General features: G+C 71.0%; 21 protein-coding genes and 1 pseudogene. 6 read left to right on the top strand and 16 right to left on the bottom strand.

From position 1 onward, the window contains the following. Positions 1-266 precede the first annotated feature (266 nt). From RIF89_RS00195 to cofD, 4 genes are all read left to right on the top strand, one after another. Positions 267-596, top strand: a complete 330-nt coding sequence (locus RIF89_RS00195) for a hypothetical protein (protein WP_309067170.1) — start codon at positions 267-269, stop codon at positions 594-596. A 70-nt stretch (positions 597-666) separates the two neighbouring features. Further along, positions 667-1,758, top strand: coding sequence for a GNAT family N-acetyltransferase (locus tag RIF89_RS00200; protein ID WP_309067171.1), 1,092 nt, complete (start codon positions 667-669; stop codon positions 1,756-1,758). Beyond that, on the top strand, positions 1,758-2,846 hold the full coding sequence (locus RIF89_RS00205; protein WP_309067172.1) for a GNAT family N-acetyltransferase: 1,089 nt from the start codon (positions 1,758-1,760) through the stop codon (positions 2,844-2,846). The genes RIF89_RS00200 and RIF89_RS00205 overlap by 1 nt, the downstream gene beginning before the upstream one ends. A 35-nt stretch (positions 2,847-2,881) precedes the next feature. Beyond that, on the top strand, positions 2,882-3,859 hold the full coding sequence (gene cofD / locus RIF89_RS00210; protein ID WP_309067173.1) for a 2-phospho-L-lactate transferase: 978 nt from the start codon (positions 2,882-2,884) through the stop codon (positions 3,857-3,859). 31 nt (positions 3,860-3,890) lie between these two features. Here the strand turns inward: cofD and RIF89_RS00215 are convergent, their stop codons facing one another. From RIF89_RS00215 to RIF89_RS00250, 8 genes are all read right to left on the bottom strand, one after another. After that, positions 3,891-4,556, bottom strand: coding sequence for a SatD family protein (locus RIF89_RS00215; RefSeq protein ID WP_309067174.1), 666 nt, complete (start codon positions 4,554-4,556; stop codon positions 3,891-3,893). A 50-nt stretch (positions 4,557-4,606) separates the two neighbouring features. Beyond that, on the bottom strand, positions 4,607-5,311 hold the full coding sequence (locus RIF89_RS00220) for a class I SAM-dependent methyltransferase (RefSeq protein ID WP_309067175.1): 705 nt from the start codon (positions 5,309-5,311) through the stop codon (positions 4,607-4,609). 68 nt (positions 5,312-5,379) lie between these two features. Continuing rightward, positions 5,380-6,288, bottom strand: a complete 909-nt coding sequence (gene mutM, locus RIF89_RS00225; protein ID WP_309067176.1) for a bifunctional DNA-formamidopyrimidine glycosylase/DNA-(apurinic or apyrimidinic site) lyase — start codon at positions 6,286-6,288, stop codon at positions 5,380-5,382. A 9-nt stretch (positions 6,289-6,297) separates the two neighbouring features. Continuing rightward, entirely contained in the window at positions 6,298-6,921 is a 624-nt protein-coding gene (gene rnc / locus RIF89_RS00230) for a ribonuclease III (RefSeq protein WP_309067177.1), read from the bottom strand. 107 nt (positions 6,922-7,028) lie between these two features. Next, positions 7,029-7,238: a 50S ribosomal protein L32 gene (gene rpmF, locus RIF89_RS00235; RefSeq protein WP_050721097.1), complete on the bottom strand. Its 210-nt coding sequence runs from the start codon at positions 7,236-7,238 to the stop codon at positions 7,029-7,031. Between the two features lie 4 nt (positions 7,239-7,242). Next, entirely contained in the window at positions 7,243-7,785 is a 543-nt protein-coding gene (locus tag RIF89_RS00240; protein ID WP_309067190.1) for a YceD family protein, read from the bottom strand. Positions 7,786-7,845: 60 nt separating this feature from the next. Next, entirely contained in the window at positions 7,846-8,349 is a 504-nt protein-coding gene (gene coaD / locus RIF89_RS00245) for a pantetheine-phosphate adenylyltransferase (protein WP_309067178.1), read from the bottom strand. Between the two features lie 17 nt (positions 8,350-8,366). Next, complete coding sequence (locus RIF89_RS00250; RefSeq protein ID WP_309067179.1) at positions 8,367-10,547, bottom strand: ATP-dependent DNA helicase RecG; 2,181 nt, start codon at positions 10,545-10,547, stop codon at positions 8,367-8,369. A gap of 50 nt (positions 10,548-10,597) precedes the next feature. On the opposite strand from RIF89_RS00250, the gene rsmD reads away from it, so the two are divergent. Continuing rightward, a complete protein-coding gene (gene rsmD, locus RIF89_RS00255) occupies positions 10,598-11,182 on the top strand; it encodes a 16S rRNA (guanine(966)-N(2))-methyltransferase RsmD (RefSeq protein WP_309067180.1) in 585 nt (194 codons plus the stop codon). On the opposite strand, the gene thiL is transcribed toward rsmD, so the two are convergent. Further along, positions 11,152-12,147, bottom strand: a complete 996-nt coding sequence (thiL, locus tag RIF89_RS00260) for a thiamine-phosphate kinase (RefSeq protein WP_309067181.1) — start codon at positions 12,145-12,147, stop codon at positions 11,152-11,154. The genes rsmD and thiL overlap by 31 nt on opposite strands. Positions 12,148-12,205: 58 nt before the next feature. Between thiL and RIF89_RS00265 the strand changes: the two genes are divergently transcribed. Then, the gene (locus tag RIF89_RS00265; RefSeq protein WP_309067182.1) at positions 12,206-12,697 is read left to right on the top strand and encodes a DUF3515 family protein; all 492 of its coding nucleotides are present in this window, start codon (positions 12,206-12,208) and stop codon (positions 12,695-12,697) included. 5 nt (positions 12,698-12,702) lie between these two features. Here the strand turns inward: RIF89_RS00265 and RIF89_RS00270 are convergent, their stop codons facing one another. The 7 genes and pseudogenes from RIF89_RS00270 to RIF89_RS00300 all read right to left on the bottom strand — a co-directional run. After that, positions 12,703-13,797 (bottom strand): D-alanine--D-alanine ligase family protein, encoded by a 1,095-nt coding sequence (locus RIF89_RS00270; RefSeq protein WP_309067183.1) that lies wholly within the window; start codon positions 13,795-13,797, stop codon positions 12,703-12,705. Next, complete coding sequence (locus tag RIF89_RS00275; protein WP_309067184.1) at positions 13,703-14,839, bottom strand: NAD(P)H-dependent glycerol-3-phosphate dehydrogenase; 1,137 nt, start codon at positions 14,837-14,839, stop codon at positions 13,703-13,705. The genes RIF89_RS00270 and RIF89_RS00275 overlap by 95 nt, the downstream gene beginning before the upstream one ends. Further along, positions 14,836-15,579, bottom strand: a complete 744-nt coding sequence (locus RIF89_RS00280; RefSeq protein ID WP_309067185.1) for a lysophospholipid acyltransferase family protein — start codon at positions 15,577-15,579, stop codon at positions 14,836-14,838. The genes RIF89_RS00275 and RIF89_RS00280 overlap by 4 nt, the downstream gene beginning before the upstream one ends. 11 nt (positions 15,580-15,590) lie before the next feature. Further along, positions 15,591-16,958, bottom strand: a complete 1,368-nt coding sequence (gene murA / locus RIF89_RS00285) for a UDP-N-acetylglucosamine 1-carboxyvinyltransferase (RefSeq protein ID WP_309067186.1) — start codon at positions 16,956-16,958, stop codon at positions 15,591-15,593. A gap of 87 nt (positions 16,959-17,045) precedes the next feature. Continuing rightward, on the bottom strand, positions 17,046-17,642 hold the full coding sequence (gene leuD / locus RIF89_RS00290; RefSeq protein ID WP_309067187.1) for a 3-isopropylmalate dehydratase small subunit: 597 nt from the start codon (positions 17,640-17,642) through the stop codon (positions 17,046-17,048). A gap of 1 nt (position 17,643) precedes the next feature. After that, positions 17,644-19,113, bottom strand: coding sequence for a 3-isopropylmalate dehydratase large subunit (leuC, locus tag RIF89_RS00295; protein ID WP_309067188.1), 1,470 nt, complete (start codon positions 19,111-19,113; stop codon positions 17,644-17,646). A 244-nt stretch (positions 19,114-19,357) separates the two neighbouring features. Beyond that, positions 19,358-19,536, bottom strand: a pseudogene (locus RIF89_RS00300) (TerC family protein); the annotation flags it as partial.

Raw genomic sequence — 19,536 nt, forward strand, 5'->3', positions numbered from 1 at the left:
GCATCATCGGCGTCGCACGGCGATTCCCCGCGGCCATCTGACGCGCCCACGCCACAGGTCTGCCCACTGAGGGCGCCCTTCTGAGGCTTCTCCTCCTCGGGCACCGCGTCGGCATCCCGGACCGCGTCCGCAGCGGTCGGCCCGCGATCGACGGCCCATGCGCCTCGATTCCCGCGATCCCCCTGTCCTTCCGCGACAGGTTCCCTCCCCGTTCGGGGATCCATCCATCACGTCCCCGCCCCCGGGGACATCACCGAGGAGACACCATGTCCACGACCACGCTCCGCACGATCGACCGCCACGACGTCCTGAACCAGGGCTCCGAGGCGCAGGCCGTGCGCACCTCGCATCCGCCGCAACCGCCGGACTCGATAGCCGAGGCGCTGCAGAACCGCTCTGCTCGCACCGCGCTTCCCGACCGGGTGGCGATGTGGATCGGCCTGAGGCTGCTGCTGTGGGGCACGCGCCCCGACCGCGGCCAGGCCACGAACAGCGACCTGCACGAACTGCACCTGGAACGCGAGCTGAACAGGCGTCGCGCCGAGCTCGAGCTCGCGCGCGCCTGGGCCGGGATCCACGCGCACCTTCCCCGCTGATCGACCCCCACCCGGGGCCGGGTGGAACTCCCGCCCGGCCCCGACCTCCCCACGAAGGAAGCACGCTCTCATGTACGACACGTTGCACACCCTCGGGCAGGGCATCGACGCGCTGCCCATCCCCGCCACGACCGACGCCCCCGACGCGGCCGGCCTGCGTGCCGCGGCGGAGATCATCACCGCCTCCGGTCGCCACGACAGCGGCACGGATCTGTTCGACGTCGAGCCCGCCGAGTGGCTCGCCGCGCTGCACGCCACCGAGTACACGGCGCGCGAGGTCCGCATCGTCAGGGTCGGCGATCGGATCACCGGCGTCCTGCTGTTCGAATACCCGCGCGACGGCGAGAAGACCGCGAACGCCGGGGTCTTCGTCCGACCTGAGGACCGCGGGCGCGGGATCGAGGACGCCCTGTTCGACGAGGCCGAACGCCTCGCTCACGAGCACGGGCGAAGCGTCCTGCACTCCTGGAATCTCGCGCGCGCGGATCACCCCGGCGCGCGGCTCGCCTCCCCCGTCGGCATCGGCTCGATTCCGGCGGACGCCGACACGACGCGCCTGCTGCAGCGGCACGGCTACACACTCGGCCAGGTCGAGCGCGTGAGCATGTTCGACTTCGCGGAGTCGCTCGATCACGCGCGGCGCATGCTCGATGGGGCGCTCGCGAAGGCGGGCCCCGACTACCGCCCGGTGTGGTGGCAGTCACCCGCGCCCGACGAGCACGTCGACGGCTACGCCTACGCCGTCTCCCGCATGGCGACGGATGTGCCCAGCGGCGAGCTCGAGTGGGAAGAGGAGGCCTGGGACGCCGAGCGCGTCCGCTATCGCGAGAAGCTCAAGGCCGACGCCGGTCAGATCATGGCCGTGACCGCCGTGGTCCACGTGCCCACCGGCGCCATCGCCGCGTTCAACGAGCTCGTGGTCGGGCGCGACCGCGGCCGCCGCACCGAGAACTACGGCACGCTCGTGCTGCCGGAGCACCGCGGACACCGTCTCGGCACGATCGTGAAGTGCCTGGGGCTCATCCGATGGCACGAGCTCGTGCCCACCTCCCCGAGCGTCATGACGTTCAACGCCGAGGAGAACCGCTACATGCTGGACGTGAACGAGGCGGTCGGCTTCCGCCCCGTCGCCGCTTCCGGCGAATGGAAGAAGGAACTGTGATGGAGTCGACGACCCTGGACATCCGGATCGAACCGCTCGTCATCCCCGCCTCGCTGGACGCGCCCGACGCGGGCGACTTCCTCGAGGCCGTCAGGATCGCGAACGAGGCGTGGCGCCGGGCTTCCGGCACCGATCTGCACGACGACGACCCGGCCGAGCTGCTCGCGCAGTCGCGCGAGACGCCCTATCGCGTCACCCACCTCGTGGGTGCCCGCATCGAGGGCGCGCTCGTGGGCGTCGGCAGCGTGGAGTTCGACAAGACGACCGCGGAGTCCGCCGCGTTCGATGTGTCGCTCGTCGCGGAGCACGAGCAGGGCCCGGCGTCCGACGCGCTGATGGCCGAGGTCGAGCGCATCGCGCGCGAGCACGGCCGCAGCGTGCTGCAGTCGTGGACGATCCACCGGCCCGACCCCGTCGAGCACCGCCTCGTCCCGCCGACGGGCGCGGGCTGGATCCCGAGCGAGGACGCGGCCACGCGCCGCATGCTCGCCGCCGGCTTCCGCCTCGGCCAGGTCGAGCGCAACAGCGTGTTCGAGCTGCACGGCTCGTACGACGCGACCGACAGCCTGCTGGAGCAGGCGATCGCGAAGGCCGGTCCTGACTACCGCCCCGTGTGGTGGGCGGGTCCCACGCCGCCCGAGTACGCCGCCGGCTACGCCACGGCGATCGGGCGGATGCACTCGGACGTGCCGAGCGGCGACATGGTCAGCGAGCTGTCGGTGTGGGATGCCGAGCGGGTGTTCGAGCGCGACGGCCGGTTCGCCGAGGCGGGCACGCTGATGGGCGTGACGCTCGTGGTGCACGAGCCGACCGGCGAGGTCGCGGCGTTCAACGAGCTGACGATCGGCCCCGACCGCACGCGTCCGACGTCGCAATGGGGAACGCTCGTGATGCCCGAGCACCGCGGCCATCGCCTCGGTGCGATCGTGAAGTGCATCGGGCTGAAGAAGTGGCACGAGCTCGTGCCGGAGTCGCCGCGTGTGTCCACGTTCAACGCCGAGGAGAACCGCTACATGCTCGACGTGAACGAGGCCGTCGGCTTCGTTCCGGCGTCGTACGCGGGCGCGTGGGAGAAGAAGCTGTCCTGATCCGTGCCGCCGCCGATCCCGCATACGGTTGATGCGTGAATCTTGTGGTGATCGGCGGCGGCGTGGGCTGCGCCCGTTTCGTGATGGGCCTGCGCGAGCGCGTGCGGCGGACCGGCGGACAGGACCGGATCGACGTGGTCGTCAACACCGCCGATGACTGGTGGGTGTCCGGGCTGCGGATCGCACCGGACCACGACAGCCTGCTCTACGCGCTCGCCGGCGTGAACGACCTCACGCGCGGCTGGGGGCGAGCCGACGAGAGCGAGCGCGTCTCGGGCGAGCTCGCCGTGTGGGGCACCGCGCCGGAGTGGTTCACGCTCGGCGATCTCGACCTCGGCACGCACATCGCGCGTACCGCCTGGCTGCGCGACGGACTGAGCCTCTCCGAGGTCTACCGGCGCCTCGGCCGGCGATGGGACCTCGGTGTCACGCTGCACCCGGCGACGGATGCGGAGATCGACACGTACGTCCTGCTCGCCGACCGGGATCCGATCCACTTCCAGGAGTGGTGGGTGCGCCATCGCGCCCAGCTTCCGGCGACGGGCTTCACGCAGCAGGGCATCGCGCACGCGACTGCGTCGTCCGGGGCGCTGGCCGCGATCGCGGCCGCCGATGTGGTGCTCATCGCCCCCTCGAACCCGGTGGTCTCGGTCGGGCCGGTGCTCGCCGTGCCCGGCATGCGCGAGGCACTCACAGCGACGCGAGCGCCGATCGTCGGCGTGTCAGGGATCATCGCCGGCGCCGTCGTGCGCGGCATGGCCGATGCGTGCCTCGCCGCTGTCGGTGTCGAGACGTCGGCCCTTGCCGTCGGCGCTCACTACGGCGCCCGCTCCGACGGCGGTCTTCTCGACGGCTGGCTGGTCGACGAGGCCGACGCGGCTGCCGTGGAGCCGCTGGAGCGGATGGGCATCCGGACGCGTGCCGTGCCGTTGTGGATGCGCGACGCCGACACCTCCGTGGGGCTGGCCGCCGAGGCGCTGGGGCTGGCGGGCTCGCTGGCCTCATCCGCCTGAGCCGATCTGTCGACGACGCCGCCTGCCTCCGTCACCGGTCCCGGCCGAGCAGCGCGTCCTCGACCTCGGTGAGCTCGTCGAGGAGCAGCATCAGCCCCGGCGCACCGGCCTTGCTGAGCGACTGCGAGACAGCGGACTGAGAGATCCCCTCCGCATCCGCGAGATCCTTCTGCGCGTCTCCGCGCATGCGCCCGAGCGTCAATCGGCGTGCGCGGCCGTTCATCTCGCCGATGATGTGGTCACGGGCGAGGAGATAGCCGTTGACGAGCGCGGTGATCGCCGTGATCTCGCTCGGCGCGCCGATCCCCGCCTGGAACCAGGTGCGCGCAGGTCGCACGCGGCGTCGCGCGAGCGAGTGGACATGCTCGATCGCCTCGCGCGCCGCCCACCATCCCGGACCGTCCTGCAGCTCGTCTCGCGACGATGCGACAGAAACGACGGCGCCGTAGCCGATCCCGAAACGGCACTCGACGCTGTCAGGCGCGGCGAGCTGAAGCACGAGCGTCGCCCGCAGGGCTCCGCCGAGCGTCTCGTACACCGCCTGCAGCTCGTCACCGACGGTGGGCCGCCAGGGCCGGGTCGCGCCGGGCACCAGTCGATCCGCCTGCGCGGCGGCTTCTTCGATCTGCTTCTGGAGAGCGTCGCGGTCAGGCTGACGCCGGGAACCGACGATGTCCGCGAGGATGGCGACCGTCATGAGTGAAGTTTATCACTGATAACTGCTGAGTATCAGCAATAAGTTGATACTCAGATCGACTCGGGATTGTGAGCTGATAAGTCGCGGATATAAGCGTTTCCTGGTTGCCGAACGCAACCCGATGCGCCTTGCCGCGAGTCTGCCCGCTGGGCGGCGCCGCGCCGCGTGGCGATGATCTCCGCCTGAGGCCGCATGCGAGCCTCGTGTCGCTCCACCGCCCACTCGACCGCGAAGCCTGCACGCTCCAGCTTCCGGCCCAACGCATCCGATGTCCAGTACCAGGCTGTGGTCACGGCATGGTCGAACGGCTCCTGATCCGGCCCGGAGAAGAAGCCCATCAAGAGCGACCCGTCCCGGCGCGTCACGCGCGCGAACTCCCGCAGTATTGCAGGCACTTCGCTCGGCGCGGTATGGATGACCGAGAACCACGCCAGCACCCCGCCGAAAGCGCCATCGGCGAAGGGAAGTCGCGCGAGATCTCCCTCGATGAAGTCGATACCGGGGAACCGGCGGCGCGCCGATGCGATGAAGCGCCGGGAGCAGTCGACGCCTGCCACCGGCTCCTCACGCCGACCGGCGACATGATGTGTCCACTGACCTGGCCCGCACCCTGCGTCCAGAATCGGTCCGCGAACCCCGTCAGCCCACGTCTCGATCACGACGCGGTCCCGCGCGGAGGTCGCGTCGACCGAACCGAACAGATCGATGTACTCCTCCGCCCGGCGATCATAGGCGCCGGCGACCTGTTCGCTCATCGTTCGTGAACGCTCCCCCGACGCCCGCACGTCATCCGCACACCGAGGAGCCTACTGACCGCTTCGCGCTACCGGCGCCGCTGGCACCGCGCGCAGAAGTGACTGCTGCGGTTGGCGAACGCCATGCGCACGATCGGGACGCCGCAGCGAGGGCACGGTTTCCCGTGCCGGCCGTAGGCGTTCAGGCTGTGCGCGAAGTACCCCGCCTGGCCGTTGACGTTCACGTACTGCGCGTCGAAGCTCGTCCCACCCTCCGCCAGCGCCTTCGCCAGCACGGCCCGGACCTCCGCCAGCAGCCGATTCACCGCCCGGGACGACAGATCCCGCGCCGAGGTCTCCGGATGGATCCGCGCGGCCCACAGCGCCTCGTCCGCATAGATGTTCCCGATGCCGCTGACGACGGTCTGGTCGAGCAGCACGCGTTTGACGCCCGACGACTTGGTCGCCAGGCGCGTGCGGAACAGCGCATCATCGAACGCCGGATCGAGCGGATCCCGCGCGATGTGCGCGGCCTGCTGCGGCACCAGCGGCGCGTCGTCGCCGAACCCCCCGGCCCGCCCGTCCCGGGTCGGGACGAGCGCATCGATCGCGAGCGAGCCGAACGTCCGCTGGTCCGCGAACACGACCGCCAGCTCGCCGTGATCCGGATGTGCGATCGCGAGACGGATGCGCTCGTGCCGCTCGGCCGGCGCGCCGGGAGTGCGCAGCAGCATCTGACCGCTCATCCCGAGGTGCACCATGACCGCCTCGGGGCCCACCGCCGCCGCGTCATCGGCGACCGGCAACCACAGGAACTTTCCGCGCCGCGCCGTGCCGAGGATGGTGCGACCCGTGAGCCGCGCCTCGAACTCGGCAGCCGTGCCGATGTGCCGTGTGAGGGCGCGCGCGTCGTGCGCCTCCACTCCCAGCACGCGCGCGCCGGTGACGGCGGGCGCCAGCCCCGCACGCACGACCTCGACCTCGGGAAGCTCCGGCATGGGCGAAGATCAGGCGCGTTCGCGCGCGTCGAGCTCGCGCCACAGATCCAGCGCGGCGGCCATCTCGGCGGTCTTCTTGCTGGTGCCCTCGCCGCTCGCCGACAGTTCGCCCACCGCCACGGTCGCGACGAAGCGGCGCTCGTGATCCGGCCCGCTCGCCTCGACCGAGTAGATCGGCGGCGTGAAGCCCTGCCGAGCCGCGATCTCCTGCAGCGCCGTCTTCGGATCCATCGCGGCGCCGTACCGCTCGGGGTTCTCGAGCAGCGGCTCGATCAACCGCAGCACCATCGCGGTGGCGGACTCGGTTCCGGCCGACACGTAGGCGGCGCCGATCACCGCCTCCATGGCGTCGGCGAGGATCGAGTCCTTGTCCCGCCCGCCGGTGAGCACCTCGCCCCGGCCCAGCCGGATGTGCTCACCCAGGCCGATCCCCCGCGCGACCTCCGCCAGCGCGACGGTCGAGACCACGCTCGCGCGGCGCTTCGCGAGTGATCCCTCATCGAGCTCGGGATGCCGCGTGTACAGCATGCTCGTCACGGCCAGGCCCAGCACCGAGTCGCCGAGGAACTCCAGACGCTCGTTGTGCGGGATCCCGCCGTTCTCGTACGCGAAGGAGCGGTGCGTCAGCGCCAAGCCGAGAAGCGGGGGGGGGCAGTAGTCCCCGACCGTCGTCGACGGCGCCGCCGCGCTTCTCGGTCAGGTGCTGAGGTCCGCGACTATCGATCGTCACGGGTGCCGATTCAGACGTCGGCGACCTTGCGGCCCTTGTACTCCAGGAACAGCTCGGTGCCCTGCGAGTCGGTGACGACCTTGGCCTGGTGCGGACGGCTGTAGACGACCTTGCCGTTCTCGACCGTCTTGACGAGCGCGGGGGCCTCGGCCTTCCACTGCGCGCGGCGCGAACGGGTGTTGGAGCGGGAGACCTTCCGCTTCGGGGGGTTACCAGCCATGATTTCAGCTCTCTTCTGTGTCGCGGGCGGCGTCGTGCGCCGTTCCGTGGTCGGTGAGGTTCTGGAGCGCGGCCCATCGAGGATCGACGGGCGCCTGCGTGGCGCCTGCCGGTTCCGTCAACCGCTCGCCCGTGACCGGATCAAGGCCGGGGCAATCCGGCTGACAGACCGGCTGAAACGGAAGCGCCAGAACGGTCGCATCCCTGACCAGAGTTTCAAGATCCACGTGGTCGTCTTGAACCTCGAAGTCAGCAGTTTCCCCTCCAGGATACTCGAAAAGCTCCTGGAACTCGACTTCGAGGGGCGCGGCGATCTCGCGCAGGCAGCGGGCGCACTCGCCCTCGTACTCCGTGTCGACCGTGCCCGATACGAGAATGCCCTCGTGCACCGACTCGAGGCGCACGTCGAGGTCGATCTCCTTGCCCTGCGGCACGGAGACGATGCCCTCCCCCCAGCGCTGCGGCGACGGGATGGTCAGGGAGTGTTCGCGCATCTCGCCCGGCTTGCGCACGATGTCGCGCACGGGGAGCACGAAGGGACCGGAAATTCGTGATCTCACGCTTCGATGCTACCCGCGGGACCCCGAGCGCGGGCCGGGCACACGGGCTCAGAAGTCGTTCGCGCCGGCCCGGGCGAGGAAGCGGGACACCGCCGGCGGCACGTACGGCGACACGTCGCCGCCGAGGCCCGCGACCTGGCGCACGAGCGAGCTCGACACGAGCGCGTGCGACGGCTCGGGCAGCAGGAAGACCGTCTCGATGTCGGCCAGGTGGCGGTTGACGACCGCCATGGGCGTCTCGTACGCGACGTCCACCTGCGAGCGGATGCCCTTGACGAGCACCCCGGCACCGACTTCCTGCGCGTAGTCGACGAGGAGCCCGACGCTCCAGGCGCCGACGATCACATTGCCGGACATGGCCTCGTCCTCGGCGATGGACTGCTCGAGCAGCGACACGCGCTGCGCGGCCGGCAGCATGCCCGCCTTGTCGGGATTGTGCACGACGACCACGTGCAACTCGTCGTAGAGCCGCGCCGCGCGTCGGATGACGTCGAGATGACCGAGGGTCGGCGGGTCGAAGGATCCGGGAACGACGGCGATCCGGCTGCTCATGCCGATGAGCCTATCGGTCACGACTTGGACAGGGCCGCGCGCTCCTCCTGCGTGACGCGCCGCGACAGCGCGTCGGCGAGCTCGGGATGTCGGTCGAGCATCGGATCGCGCTCCAGGATGCGCTCCGCCTCCGCACGCGCACGCGCGATGAGGTCGGCGTCCTTGACGACGCGCAGCAGCCGCAGCGACGAGCGCACGCCCGACTGCGCGTCGCCCAGCACGTCGCCCTCGCCGCGCAGCTCGAGGTCGATCTCGGCCAGGGCGAAGCCGTCGAGCGTCGAGGCGACCGCCTCGACCCGCGAGCGCGCGACGCTTCCCTGCTCGGCCTCCGTCACGAGCAGGCACAGCCCGGGCACGCCGCCGCGACCCACGCGACCGCGCAGCTGATGCAGCTGGGAGACGCCGAAGCGGTCGGCATCCAGGATGACCATGGTCGACGCGTTCGCCACGTCGACTCCGACCTCGATCACGGTGGTGGCCACGAGCACGTCGATGTCGCCGCGTGCGAAGTCCTGCATGATGCGGTCCTTCTCGTCAACGGGCAGCTTCCCGTGCAGCGTCGCGATGCGCAGCCGCCCCACGGTGGGGTGCCGCTGCAGCATCTCGGCCACCTGCACGACGCCCCAGTGCGGCCGCGCCGCCTCACCCTCGACGGAGGCGGCACCCGCCCCCGTGCCGTCGTCGGCACCGGGTGCCGGGGCCGACTTCTCGGCGTCGATCGCGGAGCACACGACGAACACCTGGTGGCCCTTCGCGACCTCCTCCGCCGCCCGGTCCCACACGCGCCCGAACCAGGCGGGTTTCTCGGCGACCGGCGCGACGAAGGTCTGGATGCCCGCGCGTCCGGCCGGCATCGTCCGGATCGTCGACACGTCGAGATCGCCGAACACCGTCATCGCGACGGTGCGCGGGATGGGCGTCGCCGTCAGCACGAGCGCGTGCGGGCTCGTGCCCTTGGCGCGCAGCGTCTCGCGCTGCTCGACGCCGAAGCGGTGCTGCTCGTCGACGACGACCAGGCCGAGATCCGCGAAGGTCGTGCCCGCGCTCAGCAGCGCGTGGGTCCCGATCACGATCCGCGCCTGGCCGGAGGCCACGCGAAGTGCGGCCTTGCGGCGCTCGGCCGCCGTCATCTGCCCGGTCAGCAGCGTCGGCATCAGTTCGGGTGCCAGCGCGGGACCGAGCATGCGGGCCATCGAACGCAGATGCTGCGCCGCGAGCACCTCGGTCGGCGCGATGAGCGCCGACTGGCCGCCCGACTCGGCCACCTGCAGCATCGCCCGCAGCGCGACCAGCGTCTTGCCCGATCCGACCTCGCCCTGCACGAGCCGGTTCATCGGCCACTCGGCCGTCAGGTCGAGCCCGATCTGATCGCCGACGGTGATCTGATCCGGCGTGCGCTCGAACGGCAGCGCCGCGTCGAAGCGCTCGAGCAGCCCTCCCGCGCGAGCGGGACGCTTGGTGGCCGACATCATCCGCACGAACTGGCGCTGCTGCGCGAGCGCGGTCTGCAGCACGAGCGCCTCGTGCCAGCGCAGCGTGCCGCGCGCGGCGTCGATCTGCGCGCGCGTCTGAGGCCGGTGCACCCATCCGACGGCCTCGCGGGCCGTGAGCAGCGCCTCCCGCGATCGCAGCTCCTCGGGCACGGGATCGGGGACGTCGCCCAGCCGGTCGAGCACCTCGGAGATCCATCGCTGGATCTTCCAGGTCGCGATCGCCGCCGTCGCCGGATAGATCGGGATGGGCGTGCGCACCATCTCGTCGGCTTCCGCGAGGCCGGGGCTGCGGTCGTCCTCGAACAGCTCGTAGTCGGGGTTCGAGAACTGCAGCTTGCCCCGGAAGGCCCCGACCTTGCCCGAGAAGACGCCGCGTCGTCCTGGTCTCAGCTCCTTCTCGCGCCAGGCCTGACCGAAGAACGTGAGGGCCAGCTGGCCCTTGCCGTCGCCGATCACGACCTCGAGGATGCGGCCGCTGCGGTTGCGCATGGGTCGCGACGAGACGGACATGACCTCGGCGACCACCGTCGCGAGCTCGCCGAGCGGCAATCCGTCGATCGGGGTCAACTCGCCGCGCAGCGCATAGCGGCGCGGGTAGTGCGCGAGGAGGTCGCCCACGGTCGACATGCCGAAAGCGCGCGAGAGCTCCTTGGCGGGCTTGTCTCCGAGCGCGACGATCAGCGGCGTGTCGAGGGTGAGCGACATGAGCCGAGTCTAGGTCGGGGCGAGGACGTGCCAGCGGATAGCGTGGGACGGTGACGAGGATCATCGCGGGCGCGGCGGGCGGAGTGCGTCTGAACGTGCCGTCATCCGGCACGCGCCCCACGAGCGACCGCGTGCGCGAGTCGCTGTTCGGAGCGCTCGAATCGAGCGACGCGCTCGACGGCGCCCGCGTCGTCGACCTGTACGCCGGCTCCGGCGCGCTGGGGCTCGAAGCCGCGAGCCGCGGCGCCGCGGCGGTCGATCTGGTCGAGCGCGCCCGTTCCGCGGCCACCATCGCTCGGCGCAACGCCGAGGGCGTGCGCCGCTCGATCGGCCGCGCCGCGCCGCCGGTGCGTGTGCACGCGGCCGCCGTCGGCACCTGGCTGCGCGGCGCCGCCGGGCCGTTCGATCTCGCGTTCCTGGATCCGCCGTACGACCTGCCCGACGCCGAGCTCACCCAAAACCTGACGGCGCTCGCATCCGTGCTCTCCCCCGACGCGCTCGTGGTCGTGGAGCGGTCGTCCCGGTCAGGGTCGCCCGACTGGGTCACGGCCGGACTCGCGCCGCTGCGCGACCGGACCTACGGTGACACCGCGCTGTGGTGGGGTCAGCCCGCCGCGGCGTCCCAGTCGCGATAGGGGTCCCAGCCGCCCGGGCCGCCGTACGCCCGGCCGGCCACCAGCACGGCCGCCTCGCCGCGCGCCACGACGCGGCCGAGAACGCGGAAGCCCGGCGGCAGCGCATCCTCGGCGAACGTCGCGAGCAGCGCGTGGTCCTCGCCGCCCTCCAGCGCGGTGGCGGGGTCCGGACCCAGCGCGACGGGGTCGAGGTCGAGCGACACACCGGAGGCGTCCGCCAGCCGGCGCGCGTCCAGGCCCAGCCCGTCCGAGACGTCCATCATCGCCGTGGCGCCCGCGACCGCCGCCATGGCACCGAGCCCGATGGGCGGAGAAGGTCGCAGCTGCGCCGCGAGCTCCTCGGGCTCGCCCGGCGCGAGGCGTGCCGCATCCACGGGGACGGGCGACCCCGCTTCGTCGCGGAAGCGGTCGAACAGCACCGCGAGGCCGCGTGCCGCGACGCCGAGCTCGCCCGCGACCGCGACGACGTCGCCCTCGCGCGCGCCCGAGCGCAGCACGGCCCGCCGGCCCTCCAGGTCGCCGAGAGCCGTGATCGCGAGTGTCAGGGTCGCCGACACGGTCAGGTCGCCGCCCACGACCGCGCAACCGGGAGCCAGCGCGTCGCACGCGTCGCGCAGACCGTCGGCGAGAGCCTCCACGAAAGAGATCCGCGTGTGGTTCGGCATCGCCAGCGCCACGAGCAGCGCCGTCGGGCGTGCGCCCATCGCCGCCACGTCCGCGAGGTTCACGGCCGCGGCCTTCCAGCCGAGGTCGTAACCGCTCGACCACGCCATGCGGAAGTCCGGACCGTGCACGAGCGTGTCCGTCGTCGCCACGACCGCCCCGCTCGGCGCGCCCACGACGGCGGCGTCATCTCCCGGTCCCACGATGGCCGCCGACGCCCGCCCCGTGCGCGCGATGATCCGGCGCAGGATCTCCCCCTCGCTCAGCTCGCCGATCGTGGGGTCCGCAGGCGCCTCGTGCATCCCCTCAGCGTAGTTCGCGCGGAGACGCCCCTCAGGATCGACGAAATAGGCTGGACGCGTGATCCGTCGTCTCGCCGCCGCGGCCCCGCTCGTCCTCATGCTGGGTCTCGCCGGATGCGCCAGCACGGTCTCCGTGCCGGCCGCGGAGGACGCCAACGACCCGCTGTGCGCGGACGTCACGGTGCGCCTCCCCGACACGCTCGGAGAGGGCGCTTCGCTGCTGGAGCGCCGCTGGACCGACGGTCAGGCGACCGGCGCATGGGGCGATCCGACGTCGGTCATCCTGAGCTGCGGTGTCGAGCCGCCCGGACCCACCACGCTGCAGTGCGTGACGTTCGAGGGGGTGGACTGGGTCGTCGACGCGTCGGACCTGCCCATGCAGCGCATCACGACCTACGGCCGCACGCCGGCGACGCAGGTGTACGTCGACACCTCGGTCATCAGCCCGTCCGACGTGCTGCCCGCCATCAGCCGCCTCGTCCAGCCGACGCCGGCCGAATCGTCCTGCGTGGGACTCGAGGACGCCACGCCGGTGCCCGAGGAGGGCTGACCGGCTCAGGCCGCGCGCGCGATCCCGAGCTCGACAAGCTCGGTGATGAGCTCGGCGTAGGTCATGCCGGACGCGATCCAGCACTTCGGGTACATCGAGATGGGCGTGAATCCCGGCATCGTGTTGAGCTCGTTGATCACGACCTCGCCGTCCGCGGTGAGGAACACGTCCACGCGCGCGAGACCGCGCCCGTCGACCGCCTCGAACGCGCGGCGTCCGACCTCGCGGATCCGTTCGGTCTCGTCGTCTGTCAGCGCCGCGGGACACACGACCTCGGCCCCGTCGCCACCCAGGTACTTGCCCTCGAAGTCGTAGAACTCCCGAGTCGTCAGCACGATCTCGCCCGGCAGCGAGGCGCGCGGGCGGTCTCCGTCGCGTCCCTCGAGGATCGCCACCTCGATCTCGCGCCCGACGATGCCGACTTCGACGAGCACCTTGTCGTCCTCGTCGAGCGCCACGCGCATCGCCTCGTCGAGCTCGGACGCGTCGTGCGCCTTCGAGACGCCGACGCTCGAACCGGCACGGGCGGGCTTGACGAACACGGGATACCCGAGCCGCTCGACCTCGGCGCGCACGCCGTCGGCGTCGGACGCCCACCGCGCGGCGCGCACGGTCACCCACGGGGCGACCGGAAGCCCCTCGGCCTGCAGCGCGATCTTCATGAAGTGCTTGTCCATGCACAGCGCCGAGTCGAGCACGCCGCCGCCTGCGTAAGGCAGCTCGAGGATGTCGAGGAAGCCCTGGATCGTGCCGTCCTCGCCGTGCAGGCCATGCAGGATCGGCAGCACGACGTCCACGTCGGCGACGTCCTCGACCGAGCCGTCCTCGCGCGCGACGCGCAGAGTGCGCTCCCCGCCGCCCGAGGGCCACAGGATGCGCGTGCCGTTGTCGACGACCTCCGGCAGCTTCGCGGCATCGAGTGCGAACCGGGCCGGGTCGTCCTGCTCGAGCACGAAGACGCCCTCGCGCGTGATGCCCACAGGGATCACGCGGTAGCGGTCGCGGTCAATCGCGCCGAGGACCCCGCCCGCCGTCGCGGAGGAGATCGAGTGCTCGCTCGATCGCCCTCCGAAGAGCACCGCCACGGTCGTTCTGGCCATTCTGCGTCCCTTCGCCCTGCGGGGTGTCGTCGTCTGTCGTGAGATGCGGCGCGATCTCCCGCGGGCTCATCCGGCCTTCCAGCACCATCTTCACCTGCTGCACGATCGGCATCTCGACCCCGGCCTCTTTCGCCAGTTCCAGGATCGGATGCACGGACGCGAGCCCCTCGGCCGTCTGGTTCATCTGCGCGATGACCTCGTGGAACTTGTATCCCTGGCCGAGCAGGCGGCCTGCCGTGTTGTTGCGGCTGAGCGGCGACTGGCAGGTGGCGATCAGGTCGCCGAGCCCCGCGAGTCCCTGCAGCGTTCCCGGCTGCGCGCCGTACGCGACCGCGAAGTCGGTCATCTCGACAAGTCCGCGCGTGATGATCGAGGCCTTCGTGTTCTCGCCGTAGCCGACGCCGTCGACGATGCCGATCGCGACGGCGATCAGGTTCTTCAGCACGCCGCCGAACTCCGTGCCGGTGACGTCGGTGTTGACGAAGCTGCGGAAGTACGGGTTCCTGGCCCGGCGCGCCACGGCGTCGGCGGTGTCCTGGCTGCCCGATGCGATCACGGCCGCCGTCGGGTTCTCGCGCGCGATCTCGAGCGCGAGGTTCGGCCCGCTCGCCACCGCGATGCGCGCCGGGTCGCACCGCAGCTCCTGCTCGATCACCTGGCTCATGCGCAGGTTCGTCTTCTTCTCGACGCCCTTCATCAGGCTGACGATGGGCACGGCGTCGTCTGTCAGATAGGGCCGCATGGCGCGCAGCGTCTCGCGCGCGGACTGGCTGGGCACCGACAGATAGACCTGCGCCGCGCCGTCGATCGCCTGGCGCAGCTCGTGCGTCGCCCGCATCGTGCGCGGCAGGTTGATGCCCGGCAGGTACTTCGAGTTGCGCTTCGCCTCGTCGATCTCCTGCGCCTGCTCGGGCCGGCGCGCCCACATCGTGACCTGCGCGCCGCCGTCGGCGAGGATCTTGCCGAACGTCGTGCCCCAGCTTCCGGAGCCGATCACCACGACCTTGGGCCCGTCGGGCCTGCGGCCCGGCTGACGGCTCACAGGCGTCCCGTCTCGGACTGGCCGTTCGAGGTCGGGTCCCAGCGCACGGCCGGCGCCTTCTCGTCGCGGATGTCCTCGAGCAGGGCGGTGATCGCGGCCATCAGGCGAGCAGTCGCCTCGGAGATGGCGGCCGGGTCGGTCGGCCGGTCCTTGAGATCCGACAGATCGACTGGATCGCCGAACGCCAGGCGCACGAGCTTGCGCGGCGGCCAGACGCTGATCGAGCGCGCGTAGCGGGCCATGACGTTCTGGACGCCCCAGTGCGCGACGGGGATCAGCGGCATGTCGCCCGCGAGCGCCAGACGCGCGGCGCCGGACTTGCCGCGCATGGGCCACAGATCGGGGTCGCGCGTGAGCGTTCCCTCGGGGTACACGATCACCCCGCGGCCGTCCTTCACGAGCGCGGTCGACTGCGCCATCGTCTGCGCCGCCGAGTCGCGCGAGGACGTCCGCGCGACGGGCACCATGCCGGTCGCGCGCAGCGCGGCGCCCAGCACCGGCACCCGGAACAGGCTCTCCTTGGCCATGAACCGGGGCGCGCGGCCCAGCCGCCACACGGCCAGGGCCACGATCAGCGGATCCAGCTCGCTGACGTGGTTCGGCGCGACGACGTACGCGCCCTCACGCGGCAGCTTCTCGGCGCCCGTGATGCGCACGCGCGCCAGCAGCCCCATGATCGGCACCACGACGGCCGCGAGCGGCCAGAACCAGCTCGGCCGACTCTTCTCCGAAGAGCTCATGCGCGCCTGCCTCAGCCGACGACGTCGAAGTCGGCGCCGAGCGCCGTCAGCTTCTCGAAGAACTTCTCGTAGCCGCGGCGGATGATGCCCACACCCGACACACGCGACGTGCCCTCGGCCGCCAGAGCCGCGACCACGTAGCTGAACCCGCCTCGCAGGTCGGGAACGACGATGTCCGCGCCGCGCAGCGGCGTCGGGCCGTTGATCACGGCGGCCTGCTCGAGTGCGCGGCGCGGCACCCGACGGTACTCGCCCTCGATGCCGTGCTCGTGCACGACGATGTCCGCGCCCATCTGGACGAGCGCGCGCGTGAAGCCGAGGCGGTTCTCGTACACGGTCTCGTGCACGACGGACTGCCCGTTCGCCTGGGTGAGGGCGACGATCAGCGGCTGCTGCCAGTCGGTCATGAAGCCGGGGTGCACGTCCGTCTCGACAGTGATGGCCTTCAGCGGCGCGGCTCCGCGACGGAAGCGGATGCCCTCGTCCGTGATGTCGAAGTCGCCTCCGACCTTCCGGTACACGTTCAGGAACGTGAGCATCTCGTACTGGCGTGCGCCCCGCACGAAGATGTCGCCGTCCGTGGCAAGCGCGGCGCATGCCCACGAGGCGGCCTCGTTGCGGTCGAACAGCGACCGGTGGTCGTAGCCGCGCAGCTCGTCGACGCCCTCGATGAAGATCACACGGTTGGGCTCGTAGGAGATGATCGCGCCCATCTTCTGGAGCACGCCGATGAGATCCATGATCTCGGGCTCGATCGCCGCGTTGCGCAGCTCGGTCACGCCCTTCGCGCGCACGGCCGTGAGCAGCACCTGCTCGGTCGCGCCGACGCTCGGGTACGGCAGCTCGATGTGCGCGCCGTGCAGGCCCTCCGGGGCCGACAGGCGGATGCCGCTGGGCTGCTTGTCGACGATCGCGCCGAACTTGCGCAGTGCGTCGAGGTGGAAGTCGATCGGGCGGTCACCGATGCGGCAGCCGCCGAGGTCGGGGATGAACGCCTGGCCGAGCAGGTGCAGCAGCGGCCCGCAGAACAGGATCGGGATGCGCGACGAACCCGCGTGCGCGTCGATCTCCTCGAAGTTCGCCGACTTCGCGTCGGCCGGGTCGAGGACGAGCGAGCCCGACTCGTCACCCTCCGTGACGTGCACGCCGTGCACCTCGAGCAGCGAGCGCACCACCTCCACATCGCGGATGTCGGGGACATCGCGCAGGATGCTCGGAGTCTCGCCCAGGAGGGACGCGACCATCGCCTTGGTCGCCAGGTTCTTCGCGCCGCGCACGTCGACCTGACCCTTGAGCGCCCGCCCCCCGCGGATCTCGAGGACTTCACCGCTTGCGTATGCCGGAGTGCCGGGAGTCTTGGCGTCGCCGATCAGAGTCATGTGGTGGTGCCTCACTAGGGGATCGCGCGGCGGTCGGCCGCTTGCTGTTTCGAGGCGTTCCGGGGCCTCGTCGAGACCCCGCCAGGCTCACGAGACGGGTGTCGTCCGCGGCCGCCACGCCTCGCGGCGGGCCTCGAACTGCGCGATCCTGTCTTCGTTGCGCAGCGTGAGCCCGATGTCATCGAGCCCTTCGAGGAGCCGCCACCTAGTGTAATCGTCGATGTCGAAGGCGGCCGTGAAGTCCCCCAACGTGGCGGTTCGCGTCACGAGGTCGACCGTCATCTCGACGCCCGGCTGGGCGTCGATGGCAGCCCAGAAGCGCTGCGCGTCGTCCTCCGAGATCACGCCCGTGACCAGGCCCTGCTTGCCCGAGTTGCCGCGGAAGATGTCGGCGAAGCGCGGGCTGAGCACGACCTTGAATCCATAGTCGCGCAGCGCCCACACGGCGTGTTCACGGCTGGATCCCGTGCCGAAGTCGGCGCCGGCGACGAGCACCGAGGCCGCGCGATACGGATCCTGGTTCAGCACGAACTCGGGGTCCTGCCGCCAGCCGTGGAACAGCGCGTCCTCGAAGCCCGTCTTCGTGACCCGCTTGAGGAAGACGGCGGGGATGATCTGGTCGGTGTCGACGTTCGAGCGCTTCAGCGGCGCCGCGACACCCGTGTGGGTGGTGAACTTCTCCATGTCAGGCCTCCGCTCCGGTCGTCTCCAGCTGCGCGTCCGCGGCGTCCAGGTCGGACGGGCTCGACAGCGTGCCGCGGATCGCCGTGGCCGCCGCCACGAGCGGCGACACGAGGTGGGTGCGCCCGCCCTTGCCCTGCCGACCCTCGAAGTTGCGGTTGCTCGTGGAGGCGCAGCGCTCCCCCGGTGCGAGCTGATCCGGATTCATGCCCAGGCACATCGAGCAGCCCGCGAAGCGCCACTCGGCGCCGAAGTCCTTGACGATCAGGTCGATGCCCTCGGCCTCGGCCTCGAGCCGCACGCGGGCGGACCCGGGAACGACCATGACGCGCACGCCGTCGGCCTTCTTGCGGCCCTTGATGATCGACGCGAACGCACGGAGGTCCTCGATGCGGCTGTTGGTGCACGAGCCCATGAACACCGCGTCCACGGGGATCTGCTTCATGGGCGTACCCGGCTGCAGATCCATGTACTGCAGTGCGCGCTCGGCCGCGGCGCGCTCGTTGTCGTCGGCGATGTCCGCCGGCGTCGGGATGACGTCGCTCAGCGACACGCCCTGGCCGGGGTTGGTGCCCCACGTCACGAACGGCTCGAGCTCGTTCGCGTCGATGAACACCTCGGCGTCGAACACGGCGCCCTCGTCGGTGGGCAGCGTGCGCCAGTAGGCGACCGCGTCGTCCCAGTCCTGGCCCTTCGGGGCGTGCGGACGGCCCTCCAGGTACGCGAACGTCGTCTCGTCCGGCGCGACCATGCCGGCGCGGGCGCCCGCCTCGATCGACATGTTGCAGATCGTCATGCGGCCCTCCATCGAGAGCGACCGGATGGCGCTGCCGCGGTACTCGAGCACGTAGCCCTGCCCGCCGCCCGTGCCGATCTTCGCGATCACGGCCAGGATGATGTCCTTCGCCGTGACGCCGGGCTTCAGGTCGCCCTCGACCGTGATGGCCATGGTCTTGAACGGCTTGAGCGGCAGCGTCTGGGTGGCCAGCACGTGCTCGACCTCGCTCGTTCCGATGCCGAACGCCATGGCGCCGAACGCGCCGTGCGTCGAGGTGTGGCTGTCGCCGCACACCACCGTGATGCCCGGCATCGTCAGACCGAGCTGCGGCCCGACGACGTGCACGATCCCCTGCTCCATGTCCCCCAGCGAGTGCAGGCGCACGCCGAAGTCGGCGGCATTGCGACGCAGCGTCTCGATCTGCGTGCGGCTCGTGAGGTCGGCGATCGGCTTGTCGATGTCGATCGTCGGGGTGTTGTGGTCCTCGGTCGCGATCGTGAGGTCGAGGCGACGCACGGGTCGTCCCTCGGCGCGCAGGCCGTCGAACGCCTGCGGGCTCGTGACCTCGTGCACGAGGTGCAGGTCGATGTAGATGAGGTCGGGCTGGCCGTTCTCGCCCTTGACGACGAGGTGGTCGTCCCAGACCTTCTCGGCCAGGGTGCGCGGGCGGTCGGGAATGCTGCTGATGTCGCTCATTGCTCTTCTCCAGGGGTTCGCGTTGTCGGCCTGCGCGACGGACTCCGCGACGGGGAGAGGCCTAGAAGAGGATCCCGTCGCGGCGCAGAAGGAGAAGGACTCCGGCGAACCGCATGCCGCAAGCCTAGCATCCTGCGCCGGATGAGGCCCTCCGCGGATCAGAGTGCACAGACGAAGGCGGCGCGGAGATCCTGCTTCTCAGCAGAACTCCGCGCCGCCTGTCAGATTGCGCAGCGCGCGGGTGTCAGCGCTCGACCGACTCGCGACGCCGCTCGCGCGACGACGCCATGAGGCTCGCGATCGTCGCGACGCCCACCGAGAGCACGATGACGGCCAGCGAGACCCAGTTGTTGATCTCGGGCGCCCATTCGACGTGCTGTCCGCCGTTGATGAAGGGCAGCTCGTTGACGTGCAGGGCGTGGA

The sequence above is a fragment of the Microbacterium sp. genome (assembly GCF_031178525.1).
Lineage (GTDB): Bacteria > Actinomycetota > Actinomycetes > Actinomycetales > Microbacteriaceae > Microbacterium.